We start from the raw sequence: 15,885 nt of genomic DNA on the forward strand, positions 1-15,885 counted from the left end.
CATGCGCTTCGCTCACTGGGTCGCCGCCCATTAAGCGAGGCGCATGCAGTTATCCTTAAGAACCTGAATCTTTCCAATTTAAAACTATTACAAGAATGATTTAGCCTGCTTTAATACCACGTCACAAGCTTTGGTTTTCACCTTTTCTTTCAACTGCGTCAGCCCACCTGAGTCTAAGCTACTTAAGTCAACATTCTGACCTTTCCCGGTGTGAAGAATACCGTTGAGTCCATCCTGATAGTCAGCCTTTTGAGCCGTTCCGGCGTTTTGGATGCCAAGCTTATCCATCAGTTTATCTTTAACCGATGTGGCGCTAGTGGCCGAAAGCACGTTATTTTTTACGCAGTACTGCAGAATACCCGCTGCATTAGTGCTGCTTTTGGAGGTCAGATTACTGTTGCTACCGCCGAGTAAAGAAGTGAGCTGGCTCATTGAATAGCCACCTTCCGAGCCGCCACCGGCGTTGCCACTGAGCTGCTGGTTGGCGGCGTCAGATAAAGAGTCAAGGAGGCTGTTGGCAGCCTGCGCGCCGCCGGCCATCAAAAGCCCGCTTGCTGCCAGGGCCAATATGCTGGTACGAAATGCTTTCATCTTTTGCTCCAATCCATTATGCGATTACACGTTGGTTTTCATTCTTAAGCTAATCTTGGCGCGATTGCCAGCGCCCAGCAATAGGATTAAGTCGGATAATGCCTTTCAGATTCAAATGTTTGTTATGTCGGCATCACGCTTGGCTAACCATTGGCTAGCGGCACCAAAAAAATGCTGTGCCAACGGCGTGGCTCTCCCCGTCGGGGCAACCACCAGCGCGGCGTGCCGAGTCATCGGCGCAATGTTCAGCGCACAGCGTTTTAATGACGGTGACATCTCGTCGATCAGATGCCCGCGAGGTACCAGCGCACACCCAAGGCCAACAAAAACGCCCTGCATCAGTTGGAATATTGAGCTGCTTTCCAAAATTGGACGCAGTTCCAGTCCACTGCTGCGAAAGAAGTTATCAAGATAACGTCGGAAATAGCGGCTGGATTCAGACAAACAGAGTGGTAACTCAGCAACCTGCTGTGCATTCAGCTGAGAATATTGCTCAAGTTGCGGAAAATGCTGTGGGTTATAAACTACGTCAACGCCGCCGTCGTGCAATGGAAAGAGCTGAAAACGCAGCTCATTCAGGGTTGAGAATTCGAAGAATCCGATACCGATATCAACGGAATGACTGGCCAAGTCTTCTATCAACCGATCGGCACTGACTTCAGAAACGCGGTAATCCAGTCCGGAATGATCTTCACCGATGCCCTTGAGTAAAGCCGCCAGTGAAATACTGCACTGAGGCATTACTCCAATACGCAGCGTGCCGCTGAGCCCCTGTTTCAAAGAGGCAACCTCAAGTTTCAAACCCTCGTAAACGGAGACAATCTCTCGCGCCCAGCTCAAAACGCGATGACCTTCAGGCGTAAAGCCCTCAAAGTTGTTTCCGCGATTGATCAGACTGAGGTCGAGTTCTTTCTCAAGGTTTTTCAGACGCATTGACAACGTCGGCTGGCTTACAAAGCTGACTTGCGCCGCGCGGCCAAAGTGTTTTTCTCGCTCGAGATTACACAGATAAATGAGTTGTTTTATGTCCAAAGTTTTTGCATTTCATATAGTTAGGTTAAAAATCTTTAGTCCATGTAACGTTATGCACTAACCCGTGTACTAACTTAAAAGCAGAGCATCAAATGAGGGGTTCTTACTCTTTCCAATACAGACATAATATCTGACTCACGCGCTTCGCCAAAATAAAATCACTTCCGGTGAGTGCACATGCGTCAACCTAAAGAATACGAGTAGATATCCTTGGACTTAAAAGTTCGTTAAAAAAAATAGATGTAGTACCCAAAACTGAAATGTAGACGTTGACGAGACTAAACACTCTCCCCTACTATCCTCTGGCTGATAAAAAAATCTCACTAACTATTTAATTAAAAGAAACATTTTCGCACTAGAGCTTTGCTGCTGTAAGCATTAACAGATTTAAACAGCAAAGCGTATTCAGCCTACTTTATGGATGAAGAAGTGAAAAATAAAACAATAGATAGTTTAAAGCTGATTTTTGCGGTAACTGTTGTTGCCATGCATGGCTTTCTCTTGGACTCACAATATAACCGCTATATTTTAGGCGTTTTCACCAATGGATTCTTTAGATCTGCAGTACCCTTCTTTTTTATCGTCAGCGGTTACCTCTTCTTTAAAACGATAAAAAAGAACACGACTAAAAAATGGTTTTCTCACATTATAAAAGTTTATCTAATTTGGTCGATTATATACGCATATAAGTTATCGGCAATATTACAAATTGAAAATGCCAGCGTTTTAAGAAAAATTTATTTAATCATCAGGGCTGAAATAACCGGTGCCGCCCAACTTTGGTTCATTCCAGCATTAATTATTACTGCCTTGCTCTGCCTGCTGTTGAAAAATGCCATACAATGTAAACCTAAAGTCATGCTGGTTTTCATAAGCATACTTTGGATAATTGGCGTTTTATTAAACTGGCGATTTGTCATAGTAGACAGTCCGAATTCATTCTTTTACAGAAATGGTATATTTTACGGCATGCCGATGTTTTTCCTAGGTTATCTCATTGCCAGTAATGAGTGGGTCACTGCCAACTTTAACGGCAAACTGAAAGCTTTGCTGCTATTGGCTATCATTTTTTCGGCGTACGAATCATTAGCATGGACTAAATTTATCAATGATTCCGGAAGTCACTTCATCACGTCAATGGATATGACTTTTTCCGCCCCGTTTTTATCAACCATTTTATTTTTACTCTGTTTACGAAGGCCTGGGATCATTGCTTTATCAGGAATTGAACGCTTAACATCAACCTTTATGTATTACTCGCACATACTTTTTCTTGATGGGGCCTATTTGGTTTTAGCCTATTGTTCAAAATGGATAGGGGTCAATATTCCGTTAAAAGAAATGGCAACGATTGCAGCGGTATTACTGATTATCACCTCTTGCTTCTTTTTTCAAAAAACAATAAAAAGATTAGTTTAACGTAGAGTCAGCTGATAAAACCGTTGGGGCCAAAAACGCTTATACGGTTAACATAAGAAACAGAAAAAATTAAAGGCCTGCCCTTAATGGCACAGACCTTATACAAAACGAAATCTAAACGTTAAGCCACTTAGATTTTCAGCTTGATGTAATCAATGGCGCGACTCACGATGCCGCCCTTAGGCAGGTCTTCCAACGCAACCAGCGGCACGGTTTTAATAATATTACCATTATCAACGATGTTGATGGTGCCCACGGCATCACCCTTCTTAAGCGGTGCGTCAATTTGCGGATTGGTTAACACGTATTGTGCCTTAACCTTTTCGCTGTCTGCCTGCGGAATATTCAAATAAACGTCGTCAAGGCTGCCTACCTTAAGTTGAGGCTTATCACCAAACCACACTTTCTCGGTTGAAACGCTCTGACCGGCCTTGAATACCTGCATGCTTGTAAATTCGCGGAAGCCCCAGGTCAGCAGTTTACGCGCCTGTTCTTCACGACCCTTAGAGCTTTTTCCGCCCATAACCACGGCAATCAGACGGCGATTACCTTCTGTTGCTGAGGCAATGATGTTATAGCCTGCCGTTTCGGTATGACCGGTTTTCAGACCGTCGACGTTGAGGTTTTTATCCCACAGCAGGCCGTTGCGGTTTTGCTGAGTGATGTTGTCATAGGTCAGCGATTTCTCGTCATACATATGATATTCCTCAGGTTCGCCACCGATAATTGCGCGAGAGAGCTTGGCCAAATCATAAGAAGTCGTGAACTGCCCCGGTGCATCGAGGCCGTGAACCGTTTCAAAGTGGGAGTTGGTCAGGCCGAGTTTTTGCACATACTGGTTCATAATGCCCACGAACGCATCCTGGCTGCCTGACACATAGTCAGCCATTGCCACACAGGCGTCGTTGCCAGAGTCGATGATAATGCCCTGAATCAAATTGCGCACAGAAACGCGATCGCCCGGCTTCAAGAACATCAGTGAAGAACCTGCCAAGACTTTATTCCCTGCAACCCAGGCTTCCTGGGGCACGGTAACCACGTCATCCATACTTATCTTGTGCGCATCGAGGGCGCGATCGATGACATATCCTGTCATCAATTTTGTCAGGCTCGCAGGATTGCGGCGTTCGTCAGGATTTCCGGAAGCCAGTACATCGCCGGTAGCGTAATCCATAAGAACAAAAGAAGCAGCATCAATGCTGGGTGGCACTACCTGAAAATCGATCGGTGCTACGGCCCATGCATTACTAGCAGAAACACAGATTACACCGGACAAAATACTTAATACTAAACGCTTCACTTAATCATCCTCAAACGCTCTTTTAAAGTCAGCCCAATCCCTAACCTCAGGGCAGCCGCAAAAGGTAAAAATGTACCATTGGCGGCATAGGTTGCATCAATTTACGCAGAAGCTAAACAATAAGACCTTTGCTGAAAGTTTCACAATGAAACCATTTGCTTACAATTTCGATATCATCCCCATTATTAGTGCGCTCTATCCCACGATTACAACATTCGATTAGACTGCGCCTCATATCCTTCATAAGCTTGTGACATAATATTAACAACCCTGAAGAATTTGACTGAATGGGGTTGTTCTACTCACACCTGCGAAGACCTAAAATGAAATTCAAATCCGAGATTAAACCCTATACCGGCGCGGCTGGCGGTTGGGGTTCGCTGGAAGCTACCACCCGTTACGTTTTCGACAGTAAAAAAGTCCTTTCAAACCTGCGTAACCTGCTGCGCGTTAACCAAGGGCGCGGTTTTGACTGCCCCGGCTGTGCCTGGGGCGATGATAATCACAGCACGTTTAGCTTTTGTGAAAATGGTGCCAAGGCCGTCAGTTGGGAAGCGACGCGCAAGGCGGTTGAACCAGAATTTTTTGCCCAACACAGTGTGGCAAAACTGCGCGAACAAAGTGACTATTTCCTTGAGTATCAGGGGCGTCTGACTCACCCGTTGCGCTACAATCGTACCACCGACCACTACGAGCCTATCGCGTGGGACGCCGCCTTCTCACTGATTGCCAGCCACTTGAACGGGCTTGAAAGTCCTGACCAGGCCGATTTTTACACCTCGGGACGCGCCAGCAACGAAGCCTCTTACCTCTATCAGGTGTTTGGCCGTATGTTCGGCACCAACAACTTTCCTGACTGCTCAAACATGTGTCACGAGGCCAGCGGTGTCGGCCTCAAGCAAAGCATTGGCGTCGGTAAGGGCACTATTCGATTAGACGATTTTGAAAAAGCAGACGCGATTTTTGTATTCGGGCAAAATCCGGGTACCAACCATCCCCGCATGCTGCACAGCCTGCGTCACGCCGCCGATCGCGGTGCAAAAGTAGTGAGTTTCAACACCCTGCGCGAGCGCGGTCTGGAACGTTTTGCCGACCCGCAAAAACCGCTGGAAGTGGTGACCACCAAATCTGGACGCATCAGCTCCGCCTACTATCAGCCAAACCTCGGCGGTGATATGGCGGCTATTCGCGGCATGGTCAAAGTGTTGTTGCAAACTCATCGTCAGCGCATCGCCTCCGGTGAACCTTCACTGTTCGACCAAGAATTTATCGCTCAAAACTGCGTAGGCGTTGATGAGTACTTAGACATCGTTGACCAAACGAGCTGGGAGCACATTACCCAGCAGTCTGGCCTGAGCGAGTTCGAAATTCGTGAAGCCGCCACAGTTTATATGAACGCCGAACGGGTTATCTGCACCTGGGCAATGGGTATTACACAGCATAAACACTCCGTGCCAACAGTGCGTGAAATCACTAACCTGCAACTGCTCTTTGGGCAGCTGGGTAAACCCGGTGCGGGCCTGTGTCCGGTGCGCGGTCACAGTAACGTGCAGGGTAACCGCACTATGGGTATCGATGAGAAAGCGCCAAAAGCGCTGCTCGACAACCTAGAGCGCCATTTTAAATTTACCCCGCCACGCGAACAGGGCCACAATACTGTCGAGGCGCTAGAAGCTATGCTGCGTGGCGAAGCCAAAGTGCTGATTGCCCTGGGTGGCAATCTGGCCGCGGCGGCTCCGGATACTCCACGCACCGAGCAGGCGCTGAGCAACTGTGATTTAACGGTGCAAATCAGCACAAAACTCAACCGCAGTCACCTGACGCCAGGACGTGAAGCGCTGATTTTGCCGACCCTTGGCCGCACCGAGCTGGATATGCAGGCTACCGGATCGCAGTTTATCACCGTTGAAGACTCATTCAGCATGGTGCACGCCTCTGAGGGCGTAGGAATTCCACTCTCTACCGAACAGCGTTCTGAAACGGCGATTGTCTGCGGAATTGCGGACGCGGTGTTGGGTAAACGCTACCTCGACTGGATGGCGCTGGCGGATGATTATAATCTGATCCGTGACCACATTGAGGCTACCATTCCGGGCTTTACTGATTTTAATCAGCGCTGTGATATTAAAGGCGGTTTTTATCTGGGTAATGCCGCAGCAGAGCTTAAATTCAATACGCCAAACGGCAAAGCGAATTTCAGTGCTGCCCCGCTGCCTGAGCGTGTCACGCCGATGGAGCATGAAAACGCTCCGTTTACCCTGCAAACTCTGCGTTCGCACGATCAGTACAACACCACAATTTATGGTCTCGATGACCGCTATCGTGGCGTGTATGGCCAGCGCGAAGTACTGTTCATTCATCCACAAGATCTGGCAGACCTCGGCTTTAAAGACGGCGAACTGGTCGAGATTGAAACCCTGTGGAACGACGGCATTGAACGCAAAGTGAGTGGTTTTAAACTGGTGAGCTATGACATTCCGCGTGGAAATCTCGCCGCCTATTACCCCGAAACTAACCCACTGGTGCCGCTGTCGAGCTTTGGCGATCAGACACATACCCCGACTTCAAAATCTATACCGGTGGCTATTCGCCGCTGTGAGGCTGTGGTAGATACTCGCCGTATTGCCTGATTAACCGTTAATCATAAATAGTATCAGAGGGCACATAGTTATTTATGTGCTCTCTTTTATTGCTTCGATGCAGCATATTAGCCAACCTGCGGCGTGAGATTTCCATAGCGAATGCCGCGGTACACGTCCATCTCATTGCAGGCTTCGCCTGGCCAGCCCATTGGATAAGCCACAATACTGTTATCAGTATTGTCCGCTAGCGCTTCTTTAAGCGTTTTGCTTTGTCGGCGGTGCAGAAAAATAATCTCCACTATTACCTCATCGTTAATATCCTGAGTCACACCATATCTTTGCGCTATACAATTAATAAACTCGGAAGGGTGCAGTGAATAAACCTCTTCACGCCGATACAGTGCGTAATATAACTCAATTTTTCTTCGCTCTGCTTTTAGCTCTCCCGCAGTCGCCCCTAAATAGCGGGTAATTTCATCTTTAAGCATTCTATTACTCTGCATAAAAGGATGGCCTTCGTGTGCGCCTTTCAAACGCCCTGCCAACACCTCTATAAGGCTGAAAGTCTGCATCCGGCCATTTTGCCAATAATTGAACCGAAGTCGCTCCAGCTCGGATTGTAAAAAACCATAACGAATAATCCGACTGTGATAAAATAACCGGGCGGGCATGGTGTAATAAGGCGTTACCATTGATTTAACACTTTCAATGCCCAAACCAGACATCCTGTGCTGATCGAGATGAGTCGCTCTATCACCCAAAAGTTGTTCAGGGGAAGCGTTTATTATTTGATGCAGCATCAATGAAACATCGGCGGGCAACCCTTGAGGAAAGATAAAGACGGGCTTTTGCTGATGGCTAAAGTTATTACACTGTTTATGTCGGTCTATCTCGCGCAGGGGAAACACGCTGAGTATAAACGGTGAAAAATCAATACGCGTAATATTAATCGCATCTGGCTCTACATTTTTATGCATTCTCAAATAGTGGACCAATTTATCCGTAGTAAAGTTTAAATATTCCTGTGGAACTATCCTCAAAAATTGCCAACGATGCACACGGTTATATTCTTTTACATAATCACTAACATTGGCATTGCGGTATGCTTCGAGTAGAACCTGAGTCTGCAGGGTAATAGAATCGGGATAGACTATTTGTACCCCCTGCCTTTTATATTTAATTAAAGCGTCGAGAAGCGATAGTTCCTCACGTCTTATTGTCGATAAAACACCCGCACTGACGGAGTTAGTCTCTTTACAGAAAACCCGACTTTCTTTTAAAGCGAAATTTATTTTCTGCCTATATGACAACAGGTCAATAAAATCATCGGCTTGCATAGACAACACGCGAAAATAGCTGTCAGAAACTGACAAAGACGTTAAACCAGACTCAAGAGCTAATGAAAGAGAAGGCAATTTACCACGGGGAAAAGGTAAACCCAGCAGCAAACTGTCCATTATTATCTTATTCAAATTCGATGCTATTTTTGACTGCTTTTGCAGCAAACTGAAATTCACCCTTTCCTGCTCCGGCACTCTCACAATCCCTTTGCGCTGAAACTCCTGATTTTGCTCAGACGTAAGTTCGATATTTCGTTCAATAGAAACCGGCTTCGCCGTGTCGTTTTTTTTAATTTCGAACTGCAGTTTGAGCTTATCAAAAAAACGAAGTTTGAAGTCAATAATATTGGTATCCTGATACCCACCGTGTTTCTCTTCATTGTATACAGCGAGAACAGATGCCTTAAACACCTCCAGTGCAGCCATTAGAATTACCGAATAGGCCACCGCCTTTATGCCGGTTTTTCTAGTTATCAGGTGGGGTACGTTGGCCAATAATCCATTTGATATCTCTCCCAGAATTTCAATAGTCGCATGAAGGGACTGTTTCTGCCGGTCTTTTATTCTACCGTGTATCATATCGAGGAACATATTAATATCCTCCTCTTTAGCCAATAAACCATCCTCTATTGTATATTTAACAATATTGTTGACCGTCACTTCTCCCTCAAGGGAATACATTGAGCTTGATATGTCATTAAGACTCACCGAAGTTTCGATGGCCCTTATAGAGCTCAGCGACTCTTTCGGCATATGAATATTTTTAGCCCCATTTTTTTCATAATAAAACAGGGATTCGCTCGACGATTGATAAGTGCTGAACGACTCTACGCTTGAACCATGAAACCGAGCAATCATCTCGGACGCAGAGCCAGTGACCTTAACCCCTGCCGCCTCACCCGGCATCTCGGTGGAGAGAATGAGGCCTCGTCCCGGAGATAGGTAAAGAGTTCCTGAAGAAGAGGTGGTATCGGTGATATCAGAAAAGAGGTCCTGAGGGCGCAAATAAAGGGTGTTTTTTATTGATTTGATTAAGTCGCCGCTTTTATCGGCGACGAATGACAGTGTCGGTGCCTCAACACCGCAAATTATTATTTTTTCAATCGTATCAAACTGCTGATTGCTGACCCCGTCATAGCATCCCCACAGTGGAATAAACGAGGCGAATGAAATATCACTGTACCAATCTTGCATTCTGGTCGTGAACGTACTGCCTGTAAGTTTATTTTTTCTGGGTGTGCTGAAAGCTATATGGTCAACAAAAACTTCGGCTGCCTGAGAAAAATCCGTACCTACGTTAAAAGAGCCGATATTGTTCAACAACAGGCTTAGTTCGCCCTCTATTTCATTAAATCGATGCCCCGTTTTTTCAAAAAAAACCTCTTGAATATTACCCCCTTTAAAGAAATTTCGATTGTTGAGCATTTCATTTTTCACTATATCCTCACTCGCCCCCAAATAGGAACATTCTGCCGAATCATCTATATAGAAAAAATGACGATTATTATTAAATTCAAAGCTCAATACTCCGCCCTGGAAAAGATCACCTTTCCTTAAACTGCGCGACGTCCCTTTTAGCCAGCAAGTGATAAATAGATTGTAAATATTTAGTTTAATTTCCTTTGGACTTGACTGATAAAACCAATTTTCCATAATGAAGTTAAATGTAATGCGCACCGATGTAATAAGAGAGCGTCTAATAATACTAATGCTGTCACTCTTTGAGAGTGTATTATTACCATGATGAAGTGCATAAATTTGTTCAACCACCGTTTGGCTGCTAAAAGCCAGGGCGTCGTGACGTCCAAGCTCAATGGCATTAAATTTATACATCAGACTTATTATTTCCTGGTGTTTATCATTAATCAATCGCTCATGCAATACATCAAGCGACATAAGCTCAATGATAAAGCAAAGCGGAGGATAGGTTAACATTTTCATAAACTTCTGTTTGTTGGCGTTTTTTACAGAGTTATCTGTCAGCAGGTAAATAAAATCATTAGCCCTTTCCATTGGTTTTCCTCGTCGACCTACAGGAAAGTACTGCTCAATTAACATACCTAACATCAGTTTCCATCCGCGCATTTCATGCGTTCGATAAACATTGCCACCTGCACGGTGAAAGGGAAATGAAATGATACCGATCACGCGAGAAAGTCGCGCATCAATGAAATCACTTCCAGAATCTATTTTTATATAGCCTCTTAACTTTACGGCAAGCGATTCGTCGATATTAGACAGGGTGTTAAGCAACGTGTATATTTCAACATACCTGTTCTGCTCAAAAACATTATCAATATTTAATAAATATAAAATATACTTCACGTAACCGTTAACTACCCAAGAGAGAGGTTGTCGACTCATGTCAAGGTTTGCACAGGAATAGAAAAGAGCAATCACCTGGGGTATTACACGCGTATTATTGTCCACATCAGGCTGACCACTGGTCAGAAATGGCATGCAACTGTCACCCAGCATTTTCTCCACCATATTTAAAACGCTGAACGCCTTTATGCCGTTACCGAGCAGCGGTTTATAACAGTAAGTAATGTCATCGTAGGTATAATCATCAGGAAATAATTGCTCAATATTTGGATTCTTAATTAATGTCTTGCTTCTTGCCGCTGTGCTACCGTTTAAAGACCGTGCCTCTTTACGACTTTGCCAACTGAAGGCGGCCTTGGCAGGTAATCTCTGCGCATCGGCGGCGCTGAACAGGCTCATTGTGCGGTCAAGGTGTTGTAACTTTTCTCTTATCCAATCAGCTGCTGTGCCGCCTACCCTCTCTTTATATGCTTTTATCGCCGTTGTAGGACCGCTTTTTTTAAGTACCGGTGTTGGCCTGAAAGCCGCTGAAACCTCCCTCATTGACGTTGCTTTTGTCTCCGATGACGCCGGCACCTCCAAATACACCACCGCATCCCCTTTCGCCGCGTCTATTATTACCGCACTTCGCCCGGTATTTAACTGATAAAAAACCAGCCCTCGGTCAGGATTGAGTTGGCCATCAACGGTTGTCCCTGCGAAGTCTCGTGCAAGGTACGTCCTGTTCGCATCCGGTTTACTTCTACAGCGCGGGCTTTCAATGGTGAGGTAAGGCCCGTAAAACAACGCTGTCGAGTGATGGGAAATACGATAAAGTCGGTTTTCAAGATGAGGACCGTAATAGGGTTGGGCACCTGGAAAAGCGATAACGGGTAAGTGACTAGGATGAGCGCCCGCAGCTTGACGCTCAATATCATTATCCGGTTTTGGTAAAGCGGTTACCTTTAGCCGTTCTCCATTGCTTGGTGCGGCGTTGACCGGGAATAAAATGCGCAGCGGATCACAGGTAATAAGGTGATAAAGCGCGGTTCCCAGTCCGGAAAATAGGCGATCGCCCTCTTTTATAAAAGGAATGAACAGTGCAGTTATCATCTGCCCTGTTATGTAACAACCCTCACGCCGAGATGAAAGAAACTGCAGCAATAGTCGGTCCGAGTCCTCTCCGGTTGCAGTTTTCAGCGCGCCCTCACGCGTCAGTAATTGCTTAAGCTGCTTAAATACCTGTTTATTGAGGTCTGCGGGTATGCCTATTGAAGAAAGACCGGAGGAGGCTAAAAATAAGGTTATTTCCTGTGAAAAGTCATCAACCGTTATTTCCGGCGGGATAAACGGCGGTGGTGAATAAAGCACACTCAGCAGTTGCTTAACCTCGGCAGTCATCAAGGCCTGTCGTGCTTTATCTACGTCAATAATCAGCGCACAAGACCGCTCATTCATCTCACGTTGAAAACAAATACCCAACATGTGCTCTATGTAACTGTTAAGCAGTTCCCCCCCTCTTTGCGCGAGTACTTGCAGTTTTTGTGGAACACCAGCAGAAAGCAACTGGGCTGGTGAGTTCCTTATAGTTTCGATAAAACAAGTTAACTGATTGTACACATTAAGACACGCGTAAAGTGCCGTTGGGTCCGTAATGACCTGCGCGTTCAATGCGGGTAAAATCGGTGCAGGCATAACCCGACGCCTTGTGGTGTTGGCAAACTGCCTATTTTATTGTTGTGTTATTTTTAACCACAGAGATATTCCAGCGCTATCACTTTGCGCTCAATGTTTATTCCTCGCAGGCTAAAAGCCCCGCCAGTAAGTTTCAACCCTTTTTAATCATGGCAAAATAGACAGATGCCGCTTGCCCACAGTGGCCGATTCGCGTAAAACTGTCTGCCGCTAATCGAACCACTCTAACCTCAATCTCTGGACGATATGTTTCAAGATAACCCGCTGCTCGCACAGCTAAAACAGCAACTTCACTCTCAGACGCCACGTGTCGAAGGCATCGTAAAAGGCACTGAGAAAGGCTTTGGCTTTCTTGAAGTAGACGGTCAAAAGAGCTATTTCATTCCGCCTCCGCACATGAAAAAAGTGATGCACGGTGACCGGATTATTGCCTCTGTGCAAACCGAAAAAGAGCGTGAAATCGTTCAGCCAGAAACTTTGGTAGAACCTTTTCTAAGTCGCTTTGTAGGCCGCGTGGTTAAAAAAGACGATCGTCTTTCTATCATGCCGGACCATCCGTTGCTGCGTGAAGCCATTCAATGCCGTACAGGTCGCAACTTCAATCATGAAGTAAATGAAGGCGACTGGTGCGTTGCTGAAATGCGTCGCCATCCGTTGAAAGAAGGCGATCGTGCTTTTCAAGCCGAATTGACTGAGTGGATAACCAACGGTTCTGACGATCTGGCTCCGTGGTGGGTGACCCTGGCACGTCATAATCTGGAGCGTGAAGCGCCAGAATTTGATGTAACCGAGCTGCTGGAACAAGGCCTGACGCGTGAAGACTTGACCGCCCTGCCGTTTGTTACCATCGACAGCGCCAGCACCAAAGATATGGATGACGCGCTGTATGTTAAAGACAACGGCGACGGCACCCTGCAACTGAACATTGCCATTGCAGACCCAACGGCCTACGTGACCGAAGGCAGCGATGCGGACAATTTGGCCCGTAAACGCGCGTTCACTAACTATCTGCCGGGCTTTAACATTCCGATGTTGCCGCGCGAACTTTCAGACAACCTGTGCTCTCTGCTGCCAAATGAACGCCGCCCCGTGCTGGCGTGCAGCGTGACGCTGTCTGCCGATGGCACACTGGGCAACGACATTCGCTTCTTTGCCGCCTGGATCGAGTCAAATGCTAAACTCGTTTATGACGAAGTGTCTGACTGGTTGGAAGGGACTGGCACGGGCGACTGGAAGCCACAGAATGACGCCATCGCCGAGCAAATTAACCTGCTCAAACGCGTATGTGACCTGCGCAGCGCATGGCGCACCGCCAACGCATTGGTGTTCAAAGACAGACCTGATTTCCGCTTCGTGCTGGGCGAAAAAGGCAACGTACTCGAGATTATTGCCGAGCACCGCCGCATTGCCAACCGCATCGTTGAAGAGTGCATGATCGCCGCCAACGTCTGTGCCGCCATTGCGCTACGCGACGGTTTAGGTTTCGGCGTTTACAACGTGCACAACGGCTTTGACCCGCTGCTGGTTGACAATGCCGTGGCTGTGCTGCAGGCCAATGACGTTGAGGCCGATGGCCCTACGCTGCTGACTCTGCCAGGCTTCTGCGCACTGCGCCGCAAGCTTGATGCCATGCCGACCCAGTTCCTCGACAGCCGCATTCGTCGTTTCCAGACCTTTGCAGAAATCAGCACGGTTCCTGGCCCGCACTTCGGCCTTGGGCTGGAAGCTTACGCCACCTGGACCTCACCGATTCGTAAATATGGTGACATGGTTAACCATCGTTTAATTAAAGCGATGATTACTCAGCAGAGCGCCGAGAAGCCACAGGACGACATGACCGTTCAGCTGGCTGAGCGTCGCCGTCTGGGCCGCATGGCCGAGCGTGATGTGGGTGATTGGCTGTATGCGCGTTATCTCGAAGATAAAGTCGGGACTGACGTTAAGTTCAGCGCAGAAGTAATCGACGTGACGCGCGGCGGTCTGCGCGTTCGCCTGCAGGACATTGGCGCGGTAGCCTTTATTCCTGCGCCATTCTTGCACGCCGTTCGCGACGAACTGGTGTGCAGTCAAGATACCGGCACGGTGTTGATCAAAGGCGAAGTCGCTTATCGTCAGAGCGACATTATTGACGTCAACATTGCTGAAGTCCGTATGGAAAACCGCAACGTGATCGCCAAACCTGCTGTCTAAGCCTGTTTAGACAGCCAATCAATAAAAACCTGCCGGCTCGCACCGACAGGTTTTTTTTATGCATTTTTTCCCACCACAGTGTGACAGTGAATGCGCATGTGTTGGCAAAAATGAATGAGAAGGCGTAGAGTTTATTGACTTGATTTTTATTAAATGATTATCATTATCAAAATAGATTCCAAAAAATTATTGTTAACTCGGGAGCACCTGTCGATATGACTTCATACGTTGCCGCCACTGGCGCCACTACCACCTGCTGCATAGTAGGCGGAGGCCCGGCCGGCCTGATGCTTGGCTATTTATTGGCTCTCAAAGGCGTTAGGGTGACTGTGCTCGAAAAACATGACGATTTTCTTCGTGATTTTCGTGGTGATACGATTCATCCCTCCACGCTGGAAATTATTTGGCAACTTGGCTTTCTCGACGAATTTTTAAAGCTCCCACACCAGAGGGCCGAAAAGCTCTATGGTGAAATTGCAGGTAAAGAGTCAACCATTGCCGACTTCACCCGCCTGCCTACACAGTGCAAGTTTATCGCCTTTATGCCTCAGTGGGATTTTCTCAATTTTATCAGCGCCAAGGCCCGTCAGTTGCCTAACTTCACCCTGCTGCAAAACGCCTGCGTGGATGACCTGATTGAACGAGAGGGCAAGATAACAGGCGTTAAAGTGACTACGCTCGAAGGTAAACTTGAGATTAATGCCACATTGGTCGTGGGATGCGACGGGCGTCGCTCGGTAGTGCGCGAAAAAGCCGCTCTCGAGGTGATGAACTTCGGTGCTCCACGTGATGTATTGTGGCTCAGAGTGGCAAAGTTAGACAGTGACCCTCAATGGTCAACCGGCCATCGCGGCCCGCGCAAGGGGTTCATTATGATTGACCGCGGTGACTATTGGCAGTGTGGCTATTCGATACCTAAAGGCAGCTTCGATGACCTGCAACGCCAAGGTCTGCCGATTTTGATTGCCAGCGTAGCCGAGATTTCACCCTTCGATTCAGCGAGGCTCGATAAAGACATCAGTGACTGGAGCCAAGTAAAGCTGTTGCAGATTCGCATCGACCGCCTAAAGCAGTGGGCTAAACCTGGGCTGCTGTGCATCGGTGATTCTGCTCATGCCATGTCCCCGATTGGTGGCGTGGGTGTCAATCTGGCGATTCAGGACGCGGTTGCCACCGCCAATATTGTGGCCCCCAAACTGCTGGCGGGAACCCTGACGCTTAGCGATTTAAAACGCGTGCAGCGACGTCGCACCTTTCCAACCTGGGCGACCCAGTCACTGCAAATTATGATAAGCAAAGCCGGTCAAAAGCCGCGCCGAAAAGCACCGTCGGGCATGGAGCTGTGGCTACGGCAGCGGGCCTTTATTCCGTTTCTGTTTGGAAGACTGATTGGCATCGGCTTCTTTAAGGAAAAATTCAAAATTTAGCCTCT

Annotated in this window: 8 protein-coding genes; 4 read left to right on the forward strand and 4 right to left on the reverse strand. The window is 47.2% G+C overall.

Going from position 1 to position 15,885, the window contains the following annotated elements:
• Positions 1-87: 87 nt before the first annotated feature.
• Entirely contained in the window at positions 88-591 is a 504-nt protein-coding gene (locus GA565_RS13180; RefSeq protein ID WP_152198829.1) for a DUF2501 domain-containing protein, read from the reverse strand.
• Between the two features lie 111 nt (positions 592-702).
• Positions 703-1,623 carry a LysR family transcriptional regulator gene (locus tag GA565_RS13185; RefSeq protein WP_152198830.1) on the reverse strand — a complete coding sequence of 307 codons (921 nt, stop codon included), beginning with the start codon at positions 1,621-1,623 and terminating at the stop codon, positions 703-705.
• 429 nt (positions 1,624-2,052) lie between these two features.
• Between GA565_RS13185 and GA565_RS13190 the strand changes: the two genes are divergently transcribed.
• Positions 2,053-3,042, forward strand: a complete 990-nt coding sequence (locus tag GA565_RS13190) for an acyltransferase family protein (protein WP_193311906.1) — start codon at positions 2,053-2,055, stop codon at positions 3,040-3,042.
• A 130-nt stretch (positions 3,043-3,172) separates the two neighbouring features.
• Here the strand turns inward: GA565_RS13190 and GA565_RS13195 are convergent, their stop codons facing one another.
• Positions 3,173-4,342 (reverse strand): serine hydrolase, encoded by a 1,170-nt coding sequence (locus tag GA565_RS13195; protein WP_152198832.1) that lies wholly within the window; start codon positions 4,340-4,342, stop codon positions 3,173-3,175.
• Between the two features lie 323 nt (positions 4,343-4,665).
• Here GA565_RS13195 and GA565_RS13200 point away from each other — a divergent pair, with 323 nt between their 5' ends.
• Positions 4,666-6,972, forward strand: coding sequence for an FdhF/YdeP family oxidoreductase (locus tag GA565_RS13200; RefSeq protein ID WP_152198833.1), 2,307 nt, complete (start codon positions 4,666-4,668; stop codon positions 6,970-6,972).
• A gap of 77 nt (positions 6,973-7,049) precedes the next feature.
• Here the strand turns inward: GA565_RS13200 and GA565_RS13205 are convergent, their stop codons facing one another.
• Positions 7,050-12,263 carry a hypothetical protein gene (locus tag GA565_RS13205; RefSeq protein WP_152198834.1) on the reverse strand — a complete coding sequence of 1,738 codons (5,214 nt, stop codon included), beginning with the start codon at positions 12,261-12,263 and terminating at the stop codon, positions 7,050-7,052.
• 246 nt (positions 12,264-12,509) lie between these two features.
• Between GA565_RS13205 and GA565_RS13210 the strand changes: the two genes are divergently transcribed.
• Together GA565_RS13210 and GA565_RS13215 are read left to right on the forward strand one after the other, a co-directional pair.
• Entirely contained in the window at positions 12,510-14,453 is a 1,944-nt protein-coding gene (locus tag GA565_RS13210) for an exoribonuclease II (RefSeq protein ID WP_152198835.1), read from the forward strand.
• A gap of 215 nt (positions 14,454-14,668) precedes the next feature.
• Entirely contained in the window at positions 14,669-15,880 is a 1,212-nt protein-coding gene (locus tag GA565_RS13215; protein ID WP_152198836.1) for an FAD-dependent oxidoreductase, read from the forward strand.
• Positions 15,881-15,885 lie beyond the last annotated feature (5 nt).

Origin of the sequence: Rouxiella sp. S1S-2, from assembly GCF_009208105.1 — a bacterium.
Taxonomy (GTDB): Bacteria; Pseudomonadota; Gammaproteobacteria; order Enterobacterales; family Enterobacteriaceae; genus Rouxiella.